Genomic DNA, 22,096 nt, shown 5'->3' on the forward strand with positions numbered 1-22,096 from the left:
TCAAAATCGTATTGATCATCAAGATTTTCAAGCTGAACATGACCATCATTAAAATCATCAACATATTCAGCAGCAATTTCTGTGCTTTTCATTAAATCCATTTCATCATCGGGTTCTTGACCTGGTTGGAATTTTTTGTGAACTTCGAGTTTAATTAGTAAACCACGAAGCTCATAGGCAAGAACATTAAATGACTCTGGGGTACCAGGGTGCGGAATTTTTCCGCCTGAAATTATGTTGTTATAAAGTAAATTTCGACCATGAATATTATCAGATTTGTAGGTCAAAAGTTCTGACAAAACGGAAGTGGCACCAAAGGATTCAAGTGCTCAAGTTTCCATTTCCCCAAATCTTTGTCCACCATTTTGCGATTTTCCACCCAAGGGTTGTTGTGTTGTTAGTGAATAAGGTCCAATTGATCTTGCGTGCATTTTGTCATCGACCATGTGTTGCAATTTCAACATGTACATGTAACCAACTGAAACTGGATTTTCAAAAGGTTGGCCAGTGATCCCATCGAATAATTTGAATTTACCTGATTCGGGAATATTTGCTTCTGCAAAAAGCTCTTTGACAGTATCAATTTTAATTCCATCAAAAACTGGAGTGACAAATTTTGTTTTTAATTTTGCAGCAACCATCCCCAAATGAAGTTCTAAAACCTGCCCAATGTTCATCCTAGATGGCACACCTTGAGGGTTTAAGACAATGTCAATTGGTGTTCCATCTTCTAAAAATGGCATATCCTCAACTGGCAAAACAACAGAAACAACTCCCTTATTACCGTGTCTTCCGGCCATTTTGTCACCCACTTTTATTTTTCTTTTTTGAGCGATCAAAATCTTAATTAGCATACCAACGCCTTCTTCAAGCGTATCACCTTGATCACGGGATAAAATTTGCACGTCAATTACAGTTCCACCTTCACCATTTTTGACGCGAAGCGAAGTATCTTTTTGTGCAAGCGCTTTGCGACCCCAAATCGCTGCCATCAATTTCTCTTCAGCAGTCGGGTTGTCTTCACCTTTTGGTGAAGTTCGACCAACTAAAATGTCACCAGTGTCCACTTCAGAACCAATAATTACGATTCCGTTAGCATCTAAATGTGCACGTGATTTGGCTGGTGCATTTGGAATCTCAGCAGTTAAAATATCATTTCCTGCTTTTGAGGAACGGAATTTAATTGTTTGTTCCTGAATGTGAATTGAGGTAAAAACATCATCTTTTACAAGTTTTTCACTAATTATAATGGCATCTTCGTAATTGTAACCATACCATGTTGAGAAGGCAACAAGAACATTTTTTCCCAAAGCAAGTTCACCATTGTCAGTTGAAGGCCCGTCACAAATTAGTTGACCTTTTTTTACAAAGTCACCAACTTTTACAGTTGGTTTTTGGAGAATTAAAGTTTCCTGATTGGATTTTTCAAATGATCTCAAAAAGTAAGTGTTTTTGCCTTCACCATCATCAATTACGATCTTTTTGGCATCAACGCTGATGACTTTTCCATCTGTTCTTGCCCGTAAATTTGTTGCAGAATAGCGGGCAACATCAGCTTCAATTCCAGTAGCAACAAGTGGTGCTTCTGATTTGATTAATGGTACTGCTTGACGTTGCATATTTGAACCCATAAGCGCTCGGTTAGCATCATTATTTTCCAAAAATGGGATTGCTGATGCTGAAATTGAAGTCATTTGCATTGAAGAAACATCAATGTAATCAACTTGATCTGCATCAATGACAAGGTAAGTTTGGTTTTTACGGACTGTTAATTTGTCAGCAATAATTTCATTTTTTTCATTAATTTCAATTGAGGATTGAGCAAAACTAAGGTCAAATTCTTCAGCTGCTGTTAATCAATGAACCTTGGAAAAATCAACAACACGATTTTTCACTTTATAATAAGGTGTAATGATAAAACCATTTGAATTTGTGCGAGCAAAAACAGAAAAGTTGAGAATCAATCCAATATTTTGCCCCTCTGGTGTTTCAACTGGACAAATTCGACCATAGTGTGTTGAGTGCACATCACGAACCTCAAATTGAGCTGTATCACGATTTAGACCTCCTGGTCCAAGTGAAGTAACACGGCGCTTATTGGCCATTTCTCCTAAAGGATTAATTTGGTCCATAAATTGTGATAATTTTGATGAATTAAAGAAATTTTTGAACTGATTGTAAATTGGTTTGTTGTTAATGACTGATTTAACTGTCAATTGTGATAAATCTGATTTGGAAGAAATTCTCTCCTTAGTGTTTTTTTCAATTTTAGTCAACGCAATTAAAAATTGATTTTGCAAAAGTTCACCAACACTCACAATTCTTTTGTTAATTAGTGAATCTGGGTCGTCATTTTTTCCTAGATTACTTAGTAAATTAAAATAATAGGAAACAATCGCAACAATATCTGAAAAAACAAGGGTAGTTTCAGTTAAACTTGGGTCAGTTCCGATGACGGTTACTGGCTCTGATTCCTGAATCATCGCTTTTTTGTTTGGTCAAACTTTAACAATTGCCACATAAATGCGCTCACCCAATTTTGGGTTTCGGCTAACTTGTAGTTGTCGCCCATAAACTTCGGAATCAATGCCATCAATTTTTGAAAGTGGAATTTCAGAATTATCGAACTTTTTTTGAATTTCAAGGGCAATTTGCCGTGTGATATAAGTTTGTTTTTTAAATAAAACTTTATTGTTTTTATCAATTAAATCTTCGGCCAAATAAGTTTGTGTCAATCTATCAACTAAATTTAATTTTGCATTTAGCATGTAACGACCAGTTGAGGCCAAATTGTAACGTCTTTCATTAAAAATGATTGAAGGGATCAAATTTTTAAGACCATCGTCAGTAATTCGGTCGTCTTTACGAATAATTCGGTAAATTAATTCTAAATTTTCTTCATAGGTTTCTAATTTGTGTTTGCGAATTGACTCTTGTAATTCAATGGAATTTCCAAAATATTTGCGTATTGTTGCGTCAGTGAAACCAAGCGCTTTCAAAAAAGCAATGAGTGGAATATTTTTGTGTTTGTCAATCCGAAACTTAACTGTGTCAATTTGATTTCCTGTAACTTTGTGGAAAATTTCCATTCAAGAACCAAGTTGAGGAATAATTTCTACTTTGTTAAAAAGGTCATCAGCCTGGCGATTCCGCACATTTTCACGAAAACAAACACCAGGTGAACGAATTAATTGCGAAACAATTACTTTTTCAAAACCATTAATAATGAAAGTTCCACCTTCGGTCATGTAGGGAAATTCAGAAAGTAAAATTTCCTGCTCTTCCATTTCACCATCTTCAACTTGGATTTTAATTAACGTTGCATAAACACGGGCAGCATAAGTTTTTCCCTTGATTTTTGCTTCACGAATTTCCAAATATTCGTTTTCAGGTCTTTCTACCCGAACTGAATTTTCACGAAATTTAATTTCAAGTTTTCCATTTGAGGAAACAATTGGAAAAATTTTTTCAAAAGCTTGCGCAATTCCAGTGGTCAAGAACCATTCAAAAGATTCACGAAGCGAATCTAGAAAATCGGGAGTTTCTAGATTAGCATTAGTTTTTGCATAAAAACGGCGTTGAGTACCCAAGCCGTATGATTTTAGTTTGAATAATTGGTTCATTGTCCCTCTTTTTTCTCACTTTTCTTTACTTATTAAGGTATAAAATTATACAAAAATTTTACTAATTTAAAAGCATTTCCATAATAAACTTTTCAATTTATTATGGAAATTTTTTCTTTTTAAAACAACAATATTAAAAAGAAAAATGGTGTTTAAAACACCTTTTTAAATTAGTAAACTACAAAATTAAACAAGCAAAAATTAATCAATTGAAACTTCAGCTCCAGCTTCAACTAATTTTGCTTTCAAATCTTCTGCTTCTTCTGGTTTTACTGCTTCTTTAAGAACTGAAGGCGCGGCATCAACCAGTTTTTTTGCATCCATCAAACTTAAACCTAATAAATCTTTAACTACTTTAATTACAGCTACTTTTTGTTGTCCAGCTGATTTTAGAGTTAATTTTACTTCTGATTTTGCAGCTTCGGCAGCTACTGGAGCAGTAGAAGCTGCAACTGCAGTTGGATCAACGCCAAATTCATCTTTTAGAGCGGAAACAAAGTCCATAACTTCTTTAATAGTCATTTCCTTTAGTGATTCAATAAATTGTTCTTTGGTAATTTTAGCCATTTTTTTCCTTTTTTTTTTTTTTTTGTAAATGTAAAAAATTAACTAATTTTAGGCAGAAATTTTGCCTTCATCAACAAGCAATTTTAAGCCAATAGCTAATTTTCGCAATGGATCAAAAAGTGCAGAACCCAACAAAGCAAGTGATTCTTCGTAATTTGGCAAGGTAGAAATGACAGCCATTTCTGTTGCAGAAACTACTTTTTTGTCGTAAATTCCACCTTTTAAGACGATTAATGGTTGCTCTTTGGCAGTTTTTGCAATAATTTTTGCAGGGGCGATTGGATCTGTTGAACCGAAAGTAAAAATATTTGGACCAACAAGATCAATTTCTAAATCATTAAAACCAGATTCGCTAGCTGCAATTTTAAAAAGTCGATTTTTATAGACTTTTGAAAAAACACCGGCCTGTTTTAATTCCTGGCGTAAATTTTGCAATTCAGCAACAGAGAGACCACGGTATTCTGCAATTGCTAAAGATGAAGAACTTGCAAGTAAGTTCTTAATTTCAACAACAGTTTCAACTTTTTTTTGGCGAAAAACGTTCAAATTTGCACTCCTTTCTTTTTTTAGGGGCAATACTTTGAAACTTACATTCAAATAACAAATTAAGCCATCTTGACAGTTATTATCTCTATGTATTGCGTTCAAAAATTATACCAAAAAATATAAAAAATCCAAATATTTTTGATTTTTGTTTATAGGAAGTATTTTTAAAATTAATTTTGCTTAAATCACCATGAAAAATGGGAGATCTGGCACGAAAAATATTAAGGAAACATAAGGTATTTCAAATTTTTCTATTTTAGGAATTTTTACTTAAATAGAAAAATTTGAAAGGTATAAAATGGACAAATTTACTTTTCAGTTGAAGGGGCAAAATATTGATCGTGAAATTTTCTAATTATTTTATTAAAAGCTTCCTTAGTTTGTGGCTTATCAAACAATGCAAGTGCTTTAAAAGTGATTCCGCCTTTTGGAACTTGATCAAGACTGGAAGTCTTATCAAATTCTGGTCATTTTTCACCAACAGTTTTTGTTGTTCCAATTGTTAAATTCTTTGACAAATCAACCTGCAAACCAAATTTAATTTCTTGATTCCATTCAAAAAGGGGTTCTAAGCCATTTCTATGTTCCGATGAATAAAAAGAAAACTTTAATATTTGAGTATTTTTCGTGCTAGATTTTTCATTTTTTTCAATTGTTACAACTAACATAATTGTAGCGTCAGGGTTTGAGAGAAAATCTTTTTTTATTTCCACAGAATTTTTTGGTTCAGGAGATATGTCAGTCGCATCAGGTTTAACTTTAATATCTGTCTTACCGTCATTAAAAGTACTTTGTAATTGAGAATTTAATTTAAAAATTGTGTTATTTTGACTATCAGAACTGTGTGTATAATTTGGTTTTTCAGTCGCTTCAGAGCCATAGCCTATCAAGTTAGTAGTTGAATTTGTTGAATTTAATTTATCATAAGATTGAATTAATAGTCCAAAACTAATATCTGCAAATTTTTCACCTGGTTTGAAATTGCTTTTAAGCAAAAAGTATTTTGTTGAAGCTGGTCTAATTTTATCTGTTGGCTTAAAAACATAAACAAAAGTTTTCCCAAATTTTAATTTTAAATCATCAGGAGCTGTTTGTGGTGTCGAAACAGGAGGATTTTGTGAAGTTGTTTTGGGTTGCAACATGTCTTTTTTCAAATCAAAACCTGAATCAGTTAAGTAAATACCCCCACCTTTTTCATTAATAAAAGGCTTGGTTTCAGGGTAAAATCAAGTTTTTGGTTCTCTTCTTCCTGGCGTAAATTTTAAATTAGGATTATTAATTGAAGATATTGAAGACACTCTTTTTATTACAGTGTTATCTTTGTTTTTAAAATTTCATGATTCAACATTTGTTTGTCAATCAAGAAAAAGATAAGTTTTTGTATTGTCAGTGAGTTCCTTGTAGGCAACATTGTCTCGTAAAACATTACTAATTATAACTTCAAATTTTTGAAAAGTATTTTTATTTTCTTTGAGTTCAATTTGAAGAGTGTATTTATCATTAAAACTTGAGGATAGATAAATAAAAATGTTTGTTGGGAAATTTCTTTTTGCAAGGTCTTCAAAAAAAGACTTCAAATAATCCCCCAATTTTTGCTGTGGTTTTGGTGTTGGAACAGTAGGCGCAGATGGAACAGGAGGGGTTGAATTTTCAGAACTTGTTGTTGTAGAAGGTTTTTCTTCAAACAAAGTTGTTGAAGCATTAGAAATCATTGGTGATTTAGGTGCTACAGGGGGTATAGTTTCTAGAGTAACTGCAGGTTTTTCTTTGGATTCAGTAGAAAAATTTAATAATTCAAACAATGGTTCAGCAGTTTTGGTGATATTTTTAAGATCAAGTGGTTTGTTGAAAAATTGCTTAATTGTGTCGTCAATTGTTGAAGCAAAAATTCTGATTGGCAAATCTTTTTTGAGTTCAAAATTCAACTTTTCAGGATTTTTTACTGCAACAGAACCAAAATTTTCAGATGCGTTTTTCAAATAAGATGAATAAATTGAGTGTGATGCATCAAAATTTAGGCTAAAATTATAAATATATTCACTATCACTATTAAGTTTCACGCCTGCTGGAATATTAAGTGATTTTAAAAAATTTCCATAAATTTCTAAATTTATTGGTATTAAATTATCGTTTTTTGTTTGATTTTTTTGAAATTGTCCCAATTTAAAAATAATTTTTTTAGCAACAAAATTAGATAAAAAAGGTTTGATTTCATTTAAAAAAGCGGCGCTACCTTTGCCAGGTTTTGCATGAAATCAGGTAGCAAAATTTGATTCTACATTTAAGTCGCTAGGTTTTTTCTGAATAATTTGTATTGGTTTCAATTTTTTTTTTTTTTTTGCTAAATATTTTGAAATTTCAGGGTTAAAAACAAAAGACTGACTAAAAATTTCTGCAAATTTTGTTTCATAATTTTCATTTGGAAAATCAACAAATTTTAGGGAAAAATTAGTTGATTTGCTTGTTTTTTTGTCAAACAAGATCATGTTTAGTGAAATTGTTTTTTTGAAGTCATCAACATTTGAAAACACTAGTTTTTCCAATTGTAAATCAGGCTTTATTTCATAATTTGAGGGTAAAATAACCAAGGAATCTGTTCCTAAATTCAAGGAAATCCCACCAAATTTGGAAAAAGTCTTAAAAAGTGCTTTTTTAGAATCTTTTGATTCTTTGTAATTTTCATAAAAATCTTTATAAAACAAAAGCGCAATTTCTGTTGCGGTTTTGTTTCTCAAAAAATCTAATTTTGAAAGGCTAATTGTTGCACTAAGATTTTCTGGTGTAAATTGAAAATTTTTCAATTTTTTTGAAAAATCAAGGTTTATTTTGGTTACAAAATTAACAGTTTTTTCCACATTTGTAATACTAAGTGGTAAATCTTTGATGATATTCTGATTAATTTTTATAGTACTACTTGACTCAGGAACTAAAATTTTGAATATTAAATTGGGAAATTTTTCCTTTAACTCTGAAAAATCAACTGCATCATTTAAATTGAAATTGTAACTTTTGTCAAAATGCAAATTTAATGCTTCATAAGCATCTAAACGTTCAGAAAATTTTGATTTTGGTTGTAATTTCTTAGCTAATTCTTCAATTTGTTGCCTATCTTCAAAGGTAAATTTTTTCAAATTTTTGGCAGAGCTTTTATTTTCAGCAAATTCTTTTAATTTTTGATCAAAATTTTTTGAACTCAATGAAATGGCAAGTGGAATTGTAATTGCAACACCAGCAATTGCGCTAATTCCTAAAGTTGTCAAAAGTATTTGTTTTAAAGTAAGTTTTTTCATAATTCTCTAAAATCCTTTCAAAACTATGATAAAAATGTAAATTTTGTTTTAAATTGAAAATGGTAGTAATAAACTGCTGCTATTTAATTTTAAAACAAAAAATCCATTGTCGAATTTAAAAATTTTACTTGCTTTTTTGTCAAAATTCAATGTTAAACTAGGTTGTAAATACACTTTTTTAATTTATTCACTACTAAATTAATAAAAATTAATTGTATCAAAATTCTAAATTTTTACATTTTAACTTAGTTTATGAAAGAAAAATAATTTAACGAAAATATTGTTTATGAAATTTTTCAATGATTTCATCAAATACAACTTCTGATTGAGGTTTATCGAATAAAGCAAGAGCTTTGAAAGTAATTCCAGGTTTTTCTTTTTTTTGTTCATTATTTTCTTTTTTTTCATCAATAGTTCTTGTGGTTCCAATTGTTAAATCTTTAAATAGATCAACATTTAAACCAAATTTCATCTCTTGCTCTCACTTAAAAAGAGGTTCTAAACCATTTTTATGCTCTGATGAATAAAAAGAAAATTTTAATGTTTGTTGGTTATTTGTTGCAGATTTATCAATTGTTGCAACCAACATCACTGTTGCATCAGGATTTAAAAGAAAATCTTTTTTCATTTCTATTTTTTTTCCAGAACTACCATTTTCCTTAGTAGTAGAAATAGGTTTTTTGTCATTATGAGTAACAGAACTACTAGTATTTTCTGTATGATAACCAATTGTAACTTTTTTATCAGAGCAAAAATTAATCACAAAGCCAAAACTAATAAGAGTTGTATTAGCTGGTTTTTTTGGTTTCGCTGCTTTTGGTTTCGCTGCTTTTGGTTTCGCTGCTGCTTTTTCTCCTGGATCATAATTACTTTTGAGTAAAAAGTATTTTGAGCTTGAGCTTGATCCGGATGCAGGTTCTTCATTTTGTTTTGTTGGTTTAAAAATATAAACAAAAGTCTGTCCAAGTTTTAATTTTAGAGATTCATTTGAGTTTGATGTTTGTGAAGTAGAAGTTGTTGTATTATTTAATGACAAACCTCCATCAGTTATGTAAATACCACCATCTTTTTCATTAACAAATCTGTGTGTAGATTTTTCATATTTCAACCCAACAGGGAGTTTTCCAGGTTTGAATTCCAATTTAGGATTATTAATTGAAGAAATTGAAGACACAATTTTTGTGACTGGAGTTTCTATTATTGGGTTTTTTCATTTTGAGCTTGGTGAGTTTCATGATTTAACATTTGTTTGTCAATCAAGAAAAAGATAAGTTTTTGTATTGTCAGTAAGTTCTTTATAAGCAATATTTTCACGTTGAACATTTTCAATTTTAATTTTGAATTTTTTAAGTATTTCTTCTTTTTGCTTAAGTTCAATTTCAAGTGCATATTTATCTTCAAAACTTGAAGATAAATATGCAAAAGTGTTTTGCGTAAAATTTGTTTTTTCAAGAGTTTGAAAAATTGATTTTAAATAATCACCTAATGGTTGTTCTATTTCTTTTTGATCCTGTGTCATTGTTGATGAAATTTCATTTTTGCCATTTGATTCACTAGCGGTAGAAGAACCAGTAGTAGTAGTAGTAGTAGTAGTAGTAGTAGTAGTAGCACTTTCTGAGGTTGCAAACGAACTAGTTGAAAAAGCGGAAGCTACTGCAGGTTGTGGTACAGGTGGTACAGGTGGTACAGGTGGAGTTGGTGCAGGTGTATCAATTTTTATTTTAATAGGACTTGTTAAGTAATTTAACAATTTAAACAATGGTTCAGCAGTTTGTGTGATATTTTTAAGCTCAAGTGGTTTGTTGAAAAATTGCTTAATTGTATCATCAATTGTTGAATCAAAAACTGTAATTGGTAAATCTTGTTTAAGCTTAAAAATCAAATTTTCAGAATCGTTTATTTTGACAGAATTAAAATTTTCAACTGCATTTTTTAGATGAAAAGAAGAAATTTCACCTGTTGCATCAAAATGAATATTGAAATCATACTTATATTCACTATTTTTATCAAAATTTAAACCTGCTGGAAGATTAATTTTTTCCGAAAATTTTCCTAGGATTTGAAAATTTATTGGAAATAAATTTTCATTTTTATTGGATTTTTGAAATTCACCTATCTTAAAAACAACTTCTTTTGCTTCAAAATAATCAGGTAAAAAGGGTTTAAAATCATTCAAAAAATTAGCATTGTTATCGTTTTGCTTAGGTGAAAAAAGAGAAGAAAAATCATAATGCTGAACTGAGTTATTGGTGGAATTTTTTCCAATAATTTGATTTGGTTTTAAATTATTTTTTGCTAAATATTCTGAAATTTCTGGTTTTAAATTAAAATTTTGACTAAAAATTTCTGCAAATTTGTTCACAAAATTTTCATTTGGCAATGGAAAATCAACAAATTTTAGGGAAAAATTAGTTGATTTGCTTGTTTTTTTGTCAAACAAGATCATGTTTAGTGAAATTGTTTTTTTGAAGTCGTTTACATCTTGAAAAATCAATTTTTCAAGATGTAAATCAGGCTTTATTTCATAATTTGAGGGTAAAACAACCAAGGAATCTGTTCCTAAATTCAAGGAAATCCCACCAAATTTGGAAAAAGTTTTAAAAAGTGCTTTTTGAGAATCTTTTGATTCTTTGTAATTTTCATAAAAATCTTTATAAAACAAAAGCGCAATTTCTGTTGCGGTTTTGTTTCTCAAAAAATCTAATTTTGAAAGGCTAATTGTTGCACTAAGATTTTCTGGTGTAAATTGAAAATTTTTCAATTTTTTTGAAAAATCAAGGTTTATTTTGGTTACAAAATTAACAGTTTTTTCCACATTTGTAATACTAAGTGGTAAATCTTTAATGATATTCTGATTAATTTTTATAGTACTACTTGACTCAGGAACTAAAATTTTGAATATTAAATTGGGAAATTTTTCCTTTAACTCTGAAAAATCAACTGCATCATTTAAATTGAAATTGTAACTTTTGTCAAAATGCAAATTTAATGCTTCATAAGCATCTAAACGTTCAGAAAATTTTGATTTTGGTTGTAATTTCTTAGCTAATTCTTCGATTTGTTGCCTATCTTCAAAGGTAAATTTTTTCAAATTTTTGGCAGAACTTTTATTTTCAACAAATTCCTTTAATTTTTGATCAAAATTTTTTGAACTCAATGAAATGGCAAGTGGAATTGTAATTGCAACACCAGCAATTGCGCTAATTCCTAAAGTTGTCAAAAGTATTTGTTTTAAAGTAAGTTTTTTCATAATTCTCTAAAATCCTTTCAAAACTATGATAAAAGTAATGATTCATTGTGTTGGATTATAATAACTTTTATTGGAACTGATGAACGTCTTCATGGACGGTTTTTATTGTATGCTTTGTTATAAGCATAAAGTCAAAAATTGAATTGTTTTTGGTTTCCACCCACTGGATCTGAGCTTTCAAGAATTCCTCTAATTCCATTAGTTTGTTCTTTACCTCAACTTTTCTCAAAAACATAGAGACCAAATCCTGGATAATTAGTAGTGAAATAACGATAAAATGGAAACTTTTTAATTAAATCTGAAACATCAACAAGTTTTCCAATTTTGCCTTTAACAGCTTCTTTCATTTTGGCAAGAAGGTCATTATAATCTTTTTCTGTTAAAAAAGTGTATTGACTAACTGTGGGAAACTCACGAGCAATTTCGTCTAATTTTTGAACTTCATCAGTTAGTAAAATACCTTTTTGGTTTGTTTTTAGTTCTAATTCAGTTTGTTTGGTCTCAAAAATAGTGGAAATTAAATTGCCTTTTTCATCAACAGGACCAACTTTGTACCAATATTTTAGTGTTAATTTTGGTTCACTAGTTACACCAGCAGTTGATGCAACACTTGCTAAAACTGGTTCAATTGCAAATTGAATTTTATAATCATAATTTTTACCAAGTGGTTCAGTTAAAAATTGACCATTTTTTTTGAAGACTAAGTAATAAAAACCAACCAAAAAGTCAGCTAAACTACTCATAGTTGTATTGCTATTATCAATTTGTGATAAAAAATCTTTATCACCAACAGTTTTTGTTGTCAAAAAAATTTGTTCTAAAAAGTAATTTGCATCTAAATTAGAATTAGAATTAGAATTACTCTTAATTAATTCTAGAATTTTATCAAATTTTTTGTCAATATAAAAACTATTATTTAGATGTTCGTTATCTGATAGGTGATCAGTGTTAAAAGTAACAAGTCAAATGCCCTTTTCAGGTGTTTGATCAGTAATTTCAGGTTGTTTTGTATTAAGTTTAATTTTGCTTAACTCAGAAAAAATGTTTTTAGAATTAAGATTTGCTGACAATTCAGTTGGTGACTCAATCAAATTTAAATGTTTGAGATAATCAAACCAAAATTTTGCAACAAAATTAATCCCTTTTTTGGCAAGCGCACCAAAAAAACGACTGGTTTCAGTAGTTCCTTTAAAAGCGGGATTCAAAAAATTAATGACTTTGGTTTTTTGTTCTTTTCCTCCCTTAATATAATTAATTTTTGAATTTTTGTTAAATTCTTCAATTGAGAGCAATTCAAAATTGTTAATTAGCGCTTTTAATTTGTCTTCTTCAAAATTGTAGCCATAATAATTACCGTTTTCAAGAATGGACTTTAATTTATCAAAATTATTTGTTTCAATCAATTTTATAATTTCATTTCTTGGTAATCCATAAGGATCATTTATTCTCAAAGTTGATTTGGGTTCAAATTTAAATTGCGTTGTTTTAACTTTTTGCGCTAATTGCGGATCATTTTGCGCAATTACTTCAAGATTTTGTACATTTTGGACAAAATCTTTTTGAGCAATTATTTTTTGATCCTTTTTATTTTTAATAATAATTTTTCCCACAACTTTTGCAATTACCTCGCCTTTGTCAAAGGCAAGTTTGGTCATTTCAGAGTCAATTTTAATTTCAATATCAAGGAATTTTGAAACTTGACCTAAATCCAAACCATCAAGTTCAGAACTAAATTCAAGTTTTGACAAAAAAGAGGTTTTGAGAGCTTTTGCCAAAATATTATCTAAAAATTTTTGTTTATCTTCTTGAGTTGCAAAAATTTGGTTATTAAAATAATTAAAAAAATCTCAACTAGTGACACCGTTTTCGGTGTTGTTTTGTTGAGATTGTGGAAAATAATAATCATCTTGGCTAAACTCGGTCAAATTAATATTATTAGCAACTGATTTATCTAAAAATTTATTTGACAAATCTAGTGTGACAACAAAAGGAAATTTGGAATCTTTTTGAGGATTATCTTGATTTTGTTCAATAAAAGAAGGAGAAAAACTAGCCTTAAATGTTAAATTATATTGATTTTCCTTTGGTGCTTTTGATAAATACTCCAAATTTAGCAACGGATCTTTGGCAATTTCAATTTGATAAAGTGGTTTAAAATTTCCTGTTTCATCACGGAAATAATTTTTTTTGAAGCTAAAAATTTCTTCAAAAATTTCTTCAATATTGAAATATTTTCCAAGAATTTTTTGCGCTTCAACTGGCGAAGATGCTGAATTAACTTTTTCAAAAAAATCATCAATAAAGGTTAATTTCGTGATTTCTTTTTCAGTTGAAGAACTAAATTCTTGATTAGAAAAAGTTCTTAATTTGCTAAGTTTTCTTTGTGCAAGGTCAACAAAATTACTTAATGAATAATTTGAGGCAAAATTATAGGCAATTTTTTTCTTATAAAGGTCAGATTTTGCAATTTTTTGATCACCAAGATCCTGTAAAAGTCGATAATAGACTATAAAAGATTGTTCTTTATCTACAGGATCAATGTCAACAATTTCAACTTTAAAGCGCGATCATTCCTGGTCGGTAGCGAAATCAATTGGAAGATTATTGTTATTTTTTTGGAAAAAATTAAAAAAATCAGTGAAATTTACGTTAGTTTTTTTAGTACCATCTACATTAAAAAGTTGCTTTTTTATTTCAAGATAACTAAATTTTGTTGAATCAAACTCATGTTTTAGGTCAACATTTGAAATCAACTTGGCCTGATTTTGAACTTCAAATAAGGGATTTTTGCTAGGAAGAAGACTAACAACAATCGGTGGAGTCGCAATTACAAGCGATGAAAAAAGGATGGTTGCACTGAGAGCGAAAATGTTTTTCTTATTATTTATCAGTTTTTTTTTTTTTTTTACAAGGTTTTCCATAAAAACTCCCTTAATTTCTTCAAATTTCTTCAAATTTCTTATTTCTGTTTGATTTGAAGGTCAAAAACAATTTCAAACTAAATTATATCACATTTTTATTTTTCTATATGAAATTTTAAAAACTATAAAAAATTAGGTATTATTCAGGAAAAATTATCCAATTAAAAGGTCTTCGGTTATATAAGCCTTATTTTGTTTGCCAATATTATCGCCCTGAATTAAGTAGATAAATGAGCTAATTCCTAGCTGACCGATCAACATTATTAGCATAAAGCCCATTTGCGAGACAAAAGAAAGATGCCTAATCAGGCCTGTTGATAGTCCTGAGGTCCCAAAAGCCGAGGTCACTTCAAAAATCAAGTGATGGATTTGATAAGTGCTTTGTTCGCCTTGATTTATTAGATCATCAAGCGAAAAACTTGCTAGAAAAACAAGCAAAATAACAAGTACTATTGAAATAAAAAAAACGATTGCTGCTGATACAATTTTGTCAGTTGTAATTTTTCTTTTGAAGACATTAACATCCTGAACTCCACGAATTTTTGAAATAATCACAATCAAAAAAATTCAAAAAGTAGTCACGCGGATTCCACCACCTGTCGAAGAAGGCGCTGAGCCAATAAACATTAGCAAGCTGGTCAAAAAAGTACTTGCTTGTGAAAGTTGTTTTAAATCAAAAGTGAAAAAACCAGCAGAACGAGCCATGAAATTGTGGAATAAAAGTGTAAATGACTTGTGAAATCAGTTGCCATTTTCAACCTGATTTCAAAAAGCAAATTTCGAGGACGAAGTTGCCTCAAAAGAAATAAAAAGAATTAGTCCAAATAGTGAAATTACAAAGTAACTAAGAATTGAAATTTTTGAAAAAAGCGAAAAGCGAAAAGTTTTTACCTTTTGTTTTGAAAATTTTATTCTAAAAAAACAGTAAAAATCGTAAATAACTGGATACCCAATTCCGCCAATTATTACTAAAATGATAATAATTACTTGCAAAAAATAAGAAAAATAGTAGGGTTGAAAACTGTGAGCGCCAACAATGTCAAATCCAGCATTATTTATTGCAGAAATACTATGGAAAATTGCAAATCTCAAGGAAAGTGCAATATTTTTGTAGGGAGATTGCTGATGTGCGAACTTTTCTGGGCCGACTTCATAGTAGTAAAAATGGATGCACAAAATTAGACTAGAAATGAGAACGAGAATCAAGAAAAAATTAATTGAAGTTTTAATTACCCCTTTTAGTTCATTTATTTTATTTGATCCTCGTTCAATTTTGAGAATTTCACGGGATAAAATACTAATTTTTTTTCCAAAAAGGTAGTTAAAAATATAGAATTTTACAGCAAAAATCCCAATTCCACCTAGTAAAATTAGAATTGCAATTACGGTTTGCCCAAAAACGTTGAAGCTTGAAGCTGTGTCAATTAGACTGAGTCCAGTGTCACTAAAGGCTGAAACTGAAGTAAAAATAGATCTTCAAAATCCGATTTTTACATTAGGGTCGCTATGTGCGAAAGGCGCCGACAAAAATGCAGCACCAAGCAAAATCACCAATGTATAAAAAACAAAGATAATATGAAATTTCTTGAGTCGAAAAAGTAAACGTTTTAAAGCTTTTCAACTAAAATTATGGATCATTTTTCCCCATTTTTTAACGCCAAATGGCATATTATGGATAATCAACTAAAATCTAAATTTTTAAATTTTGGTGGAGTTGTAAAAATTATAGCAAGATTTGCAACTTCTAAATAAAAATTTTCTGATTTTAAAAATTTAAAAAATTACTTAAATTTTTTAAATTTACGCTCAAAAAGTGGAAAAGTAAAAAGAACTGAAAATAGGGAATAATTTTGAATTTTGTGAACTGAAAAAATGGAAAAATTTAGCAAAAAATGGAAAATCTTTTTTGACTGTGATGCAACATTTTCATGTGTAATTGCCCAAATATAAAAAGATCGCGTCATATGACACCTACTTTCGAGTAAATTTTTCAATTTTTAAAGTAAACCCTTGAAAATTGAAATTCCAAAAAATGGAAAAATAACCTTCTTTTATTCTTTTATTGACTCTAATTTCTGCAAAACAGTTGTGACATCGCCTATTTTGCCAATAATTGTGATTTCATCATTTTGTTGAATAATAGTCTCTGCCGTCGGCAAAAAAGTTTCCTTATTTCTTCTAATTACGACAACATTGACGTTAAATTGGCGTAAATTCACATTTTTAATTCGCTTATTTATATAGTAAGGTGATTTTACATTGACACTACCAGCGAAAACACCGCTGGCAATTTCTTTTAAACTATCTGCGTAATTAAGGAAGTTTCGGTCTACAGTTAGAAGCGCCATTTTAATTCCAGCTTCTTCCTCAGGGCTGATAATTCAGTCAACACCGATTTGCTTTAGGACGCGGGCGTGCCTCTTGTTGACGGCTCGGGCAGCAATTTTCAGGTTGTTAAAAAGGTTAATTTCTGTCTGTAATTCAAGCAAAGTGGCAATAATTTCAATGTTATCAGAAGTTGCCACAATAATTGTGTCAATATCCTCAAGCCCGACTTCATTTCGCATTGCGTTGATGTCGCTGGCATCCATAATTATTGGTTCAATTGTGGCAAATTCACGAATAAATTTAAGATTTTCAGCTTTTTTATCAATTACAATCACGTTGTGCCCTGATTCAGCAAGTTGTGAGATTGCAGCTCGACCCAATCTTCCAGCACCGATTATACAAATATTTGCGCGTTTCATTTGACTAAATTTTAGACCAAAAATTTAAAAATGAGTAAAAATTTTAAAAAAATTTTAAATTTTCTAAGGAAAACAAAGTAATTTTGTGATCTTTCATATTTTTGCTAAATATGTTAAAATTAGAAATATTTTCATAAATAGAGATTTCTTGTTCCAAATCTTTTATGCAAAATAAAAAATTCGCTATTTAAACCAAAAATTTTAAAAAATTAGAGATTAATATGAACAAAAAGCCAAAAATCAGAATAGCGCTATTAACTTTTAGTACTTCTACTATTGTAATTTCAACAGTAGTAACAACTGCTTGAAAATTTGCAACAAATAACTCTAATTTAACAAAAAATTCTCATTTAAATCTATTTTTAAGTGAAAAAACAAGCGAATTTAATGATTTAATTTCCAATTTGGGTGTAAAAAATCTTGGAAAAATTCCCTTTTTTGTTCACTTTGGTGATTTAAGAAACAAAAAAGGGAATTTTGAATACAAAAATAAAGAATCAATTTTTGCTATTAACAAAAAGTGACTTTCCGAGTTAAAGACAAAAAATGAAACAATTGATTATCAAAAATTGAATAATTCAAGAGAAAATGCTATTAAAATCATTGAAAATTTGGACAAATTATCGCCTAAATTAGGTGTTCAATTTGTCAAAGTAGTTAATTTTTTAAGCAACACAAATCTGATTGACTATATTTTAAAATTAGCAAAATTATCTAATGAGGTCAGCGAAAATTTGTTGAATTCAATCGTTGAAGCTGAGACAATAAAAGAAAATCCTAAATATTTATCAGCAACAAATTACGAAGAATTTGATGCAAAGCTTGCTTCAGCAAAAAAATGATTTTCAAGTGGAAAATTGGTTTTGAATTATGAAAAATTTAGTCTTGATTTGCAACTTGAAAATTTGCAGAATTTAGTATCTAATTTAAAAAAATTAACTGATACTTTAAACGGAAAATTAACTCAGCAGCAAGTTAGCGATTTCAGAAAAAGCGTTGAATCTAGACTTCATGTGAAATTGAGAGACTCGGTTGACAAGTATAATTTGCGTTCTTTTTTGTATAGTGGTGCAATTTCACTGAAAAATGTAAAATTATTTTTTACTGAAAATGAACTTAAAGATGTCAAATTGAAATTAAAAAATATCACTTTTGACACTAAAAATTTAAATCAGCTCACATTTATTTACAACGCTCAGAGTTTAAATGATAGAAAAATGGCGGCAAATGTTGAGTCAAAAATCATGCTTGATGCAGATTTTACTAAAAAAATCAATGAAATTAAATTTAATAATCTTGATGAAATTTTTGATTTTAGCTATGAAAAATTAGCTAATTTTTACTTGTCGGATTTGGAAAAAAAACAAGTTGAAATTAAAGATCTTTTTACAAAAAAATTTGAAAATATTAGCGGATTTTTTGACTATAAAATTTCAGACGCTAAAATTAGTTCTAATCATAAAAAAATTTCGTTAATTGTTGACTTTTTGGTTGGCGATTTAGTTGTTAAAAGTCTTACTTTGTCAACAAAAAACACCATTAATTTTCCAGATGAATTTTGGAAAAATTTAAAAATTGAATCAAGTGAATTTTTCAAAAATTCACTTTTTTACGAAGATCCTGAAGCATGAAAAAAAGCCAAAAAAGATCGTGTTTTACAGTTTTCTCAGCTTGCAAATTTTAATTTTTGATTTGTTGAAAATATATTTAATGAAGCAAAAAAAACTTTTCCCAACCTTGAAAACAAGGTTTTAGATTCAGAGATTAATCTAAAATTGGCTGGAAAAAATGTCAATTCCTTGACAAATGAGGAAGTTGATAAGATTTATCAAAAAATCACAACTGATGAAAAATATTGGCAAAAATTACTCAAAATTTCTTTGCCGAATGGTGCAAAGCTGACTTGAGAACCTTTTTCTCCAGTTTATCGCTTTTTTGTGGCAGGCGACAATGCCATTTTTAAATTTAAAGTTACTAAATCTGGCAAGGAAAAAATTTTATTAGTTAACGTCAATGTGGAAAAAGATGACGAAAAAAGTGAGGATTTTCAAGATTTTTTGGAAATTAGGAAAATTATTGAAGTCGAAAATGTTCCAAAAAATCCTTTAAAATCGGCAGAAAAATTGATGAGTTTGATCAAAATCAAAGAAAACGGTAAAACTCACAACAAAATTAATTCAAAAGACGCACTTTTTGCTTTTAACAATTTTTATGATTTGCCCAAAATCGGTCGCTACCAAATTTATGCAAAAGATTTAATTTCTCATGAAAATATTACAAATAGCACTAACGGTGGAACAGCAAAAATATTTTTTTGAATCAAAAAAGATGGAGTTCCAATTCCATTTTCAATCCTAAAAACAAAATTAACCGAAGAAGAGTATAAAAATAAATACACAAAAATGGTATATTTTTTCAAGCCACTGAATTTTGATGATATAACTCCTCAAAACAGTGATTGGTTTCGTTCTTCCGATTTTGTAAGTAAATCAATTGAAAAAGCTGATAAAGAATTAATTGACAAAATTAATTCAAAAAATTTTGAATATCAGCGAGTAAATGGCGCAGTTTTGAAGAAAAAAGCTATAAAATACGCGCTTGTTGATCCAGTTGATATTGTTGAACAAAAGGCATTTAAGGAACTTAGTTTCCTTTTGAAACTAAAAAAGACGGAGCCAAATTCTGACGCAAAACCTAATCAATTTGAAGCCCTAAATAATTTGAAGGAAGAAGAAATAACTGGAAAAAGTGTCCGAAATTCTACTTTTTTTGTTTCAAAAGAGAATATTTTTAATCCAGCTGACGCTAGTTTGAATTTAAATTTAAACAAAATTATCAATGATTATTTTATGTATTTTTATGATGTTGAAAGTAAAAATTCTCAATCCTTAACTTTCCGGATTGGTTTTATCAACAAAAAAAATCCAGAACTAAGATATTCACCTGACAAAAAAATCACTTTAACCAACTTAAAAAATGATTACAAAGAAAATTTATACCCGGAAATCATGCTAAATATGGTTGGTTTTTCTGATTTTGAATTGAAAACAACTGGGACAATAAATATTGAAAATCTTGATGAATTAAGCAAATTAATAACTTGAAAAAAACCAAGCATTTTTTACAAAAATTTCCAGATTTCAACTTCAGATATTAAGGTTGCTGACCTAAAAAAAGATAAGGAAAATGGTAATTTTTTTGTGAAATTCAAGTACACTAGTCCAATTTCTAAAAAAGTTTTCACTGGCAATAATTGATATAAAATTAAAAACATTCGGGCAAATTTCGCAAAAAAAGGCCTTAATTTTGCAAACAAAGCACTTCAAACTGTTTTTGATTCAGAAAATTCAGTAAAAAGAGAAAGACAATTAGAACTATTTTTTAAAGATTTACTGTGAGATTTTGACTCAAAAACACAAAAAGCAACTTGAATTTTAAAAAATAAATATATTGAAAAAACACTTTTAAAACCAGGGTCAACTAGCAGAAAAATCAAGCTGAATCTTTTCGGAAATCAACTAATTCAGGATGACTTTCGGCTCAAAAGAATCATTGAACCTGATGAAAATTTGCAATTTCAATTTGATTTTGAAAAATTAATTAGAGGTGAAAAGATTAAAGAAACGCGAAAAACCAAATTTTATCATGGCATAAATGGGAAAGTTCATCCGCAAATTAGTTTTTCGCTAACTGTTGTATACTTAGAAAATGAAGGTCTTAAGTTTGAATTTGAACTTGAAAATAAGGATTTTAAAATAATTTTCAAAAATCCTTATTCTGAAGTACTTTCTTTCCGCGAAATTGGAGGTGAAAGATTTGCTGAATTCAAAAAGGAAAAAGCTTTTTTGTTAAATCCGGCGGCTGCAGGAGTCAGTGTTGTTTATGAAAATTCGATTCAACACGAAGATTTTGGTGAATTTACAAACAGATTTGACTATAAACACCTTGATTTTACGCAGGAAAATCAGCCTATTTTGTTTTATACCCCTGAAGAAATAATTAATTCAAACAGTTATAATCCCAACCAAAATGTCAACTATGAACTCCATAATGGTTATCTTTTAGACCAGGAATACGGTCACGCTGATTGAAAAAATGTTGAAGTTTTAAACAACGCAATGGCCCGAAGTTTTGGATATTCAAGAGGAACAGCGACTGAACTTGCTCGGCTCAACGACTCGCCAAACGATTTTCGATTTTACATGATTACAAATCGGCATGTTCAAGGTGTGAAAAATTTTTCAGATCTATCTTATGAAAAATTAGGCAGCAAAACTACCGGTGGTTACATTACAAAAGCAGCAAAAAACTTTGAAAATAATATAAAAAATGGCTTTTCTTATTGAAATGGTCTGAACCATTTTAGCAGACCACCAATTCAAGTGCTTTGGTCTGGGACCAACCAATTTGAACGAAAAAGTGTAAGAAAACCAGCAAAAGATGTTGATATCACAGTTTTTGTTGCTGATCTAAAATCAGCAATTGACCAAGCACGAAGTGAGGGTAAATTTGACTTGGCGCAATGATTTGAAAACTGAAAAACTAAACCAAACTTGCGCCTAAATTTCAATTGGAGTCAGAATGGATTTTTTCCAATGGCGAACACTAGAAAATTCGCCATCGTTGGTTTTCCATACGGGAAACAGGCAAATTATTATATAAATAGAGTTTTGCCAGGTGACGGGACAACTGGGTTGCAAGTTGAAAATGGTTATGTTCCAGCGTTTTTTAATGCTGGAAATTCCGGAACCGGAATTTTAGGTTCAAATAACGAATATATTGCAACGATAAATTCCGGTTCACCGCTCACTTTTTTACAAGGTTGAAATTACGACAGCACATCAACTAATTTTTTTGGGGTTAATTTTAAAGGCGAACATCCGTTGGACCTTGAAAACACAAATTCACTAGCAGCGCAAATTATCAGATGACACCTTAAAGAACCGCTAAATGTCGATTTACCGTGGTTTTTGCGCTCTTTTAAATAGTTTTTCTAAAATTTTAGAATTAAAAAAATCTCAAATAAGAGATTTTTTTAAAGTCGTGTGAAATCATTTTCAATTTAAATGCCAAATCTACACAAAAAAATGATAGATTTTAAGTAGAAAATAAGGATTTTTAACTAAATTTTTTCACTTTTTGATTCAAAAAA

At 29.6% G+C, this 22,096-nt stretch carries 8 protein-coding genes and 1 pseudogene; 1 reads left to right on the forward strand and 8 read right to left on the reverse strand.

Features of this window, described 5'->3' with window-relative positions; translation table 4 throughout:
* Positions 1-131 precede the first annotated feature (131 nt).
* The 8 genes and pseudogenes from IM807_RS02540 to IM807_RS04390 form a co-directional block, all read right to left on the reverse strand.
* Positions 132-3,623, reverse strand: a pseudogene (locus tag IM807_RS02540) (DNA-directed RNA polymerase subunit beta); the annotation flags it as partial.
* A gap of 201 nt (positions 3,624-3,824) precedes the next feature.
* The gene (gene rplL, locus IM807_RS02545) at positions 3,825-4,190 is read right to left on the reverse strand and encodes a 50S ribosomal protein L7/L12 (protein ID WP_196362983.1); all 366 of its coding nucleotides are present in this window, start codon (positions 4,188-4,190) and stop codon (positions 3,825-3,827) included.
* A gap of 48 nt (positions 4,191-4,238) precedes the next feature.
* The gene (gene rplJ, locus IM807_RS02550; RefSeq protein ID WP_196362984.1) at positions 4,239-4,736 is read right to left on the reverse strand and encodes a 50S ribosomal protein L10; all 498 of its coding nucleotides are present in this window, start codon (positions 4,734-4,736) and stop codon (positions 4,239-4,241) included.
* A 308-nt stretch (positions 4,737-5,044) separates the two neighbouring features.
* Positions 5,045-8,026, reverse strand: a complete 2,982-nt coding sequence (locus tag IM807_RS04385) for a P110/LppT family adhesin N-terminal domain (RefSeq protein WP_196362985.1) — start codon at positions 8,024-8,026, stop codon at positions 5,045-5,047.
* Positions 8,027-8,294: 268 nt separating this feature from the next.
* Entirely contained in the window at positions 8,295-11,276 is a 2,982-nt protein-coding gene (locus IM807_RS02560) for a P110/LppT family adhesin N-terminal domain (protein ID WP_196362986.1), read from the reverse strand.
* Positions 11,277-11,299: 23 nt separating this feature from the next.
* Positions 11,300-14,197: a P97 family adhesin gene (locus IM807_RS02565; RefSeq protein WP_196362987.1), complete on the reverse strand. Its 2,898-nt coding sequence runs from the start codon at positions 14,195-14,197 to the stop codon at positions 11,300-11,302.
* Between the two features lie 153 nt (positions 14,198-14,350).
* On the reverse strand, positions 14,351-15,835 hold the full coding sequence (locus tag IM807_RS02570) for a TrkH family potassium uptake protein (protein WP_196362988.1): 1,485 nt from the start codon (positions 15,833-15,835) through the stop codon (positions 14,351-14,353).
* Positions 15,836-16,248: 413 nt separating this feature from the next.
* Positions 16,249-16,944, reverse strand: coding sequence for a TrkA family potassium uptake protein (locus IM807_RS04390; RefSeq protein WP_196362989.1), 696 nt, complete (start codon positions 16,942-16,944; stop codon positions 16,249-16,251).
* A 221-nt stretch (positions 16,945-17,165) separates the two neighbouring features.
* On the opposite strand from IM807_RS04390, the gene IM807_RS02580 reads away from it, so the two are divergent.
* A complete protein-coding gene (locus IM807_RS02580) occupies positions 17,166-21,932 on the forward strand; it encodes an MGA_1079 family surface serine endopeptidase (RefSeq protein ID WP_196362990.1) in 4,767 nt (1,588 codons plus the stop codon).
* Positions 21,933-22,096: the final 164 nt, after the last annotated feature.

This window comes from Mycoplasma sp. 'Moose RK', assembly GCF_015708155.1.
Classification (GTDB): Bacteria; Bacillota_I; Bacilli_A; order Mycoplasmatales; family Metamycoplasmataceae; genus Mesomycoplasma.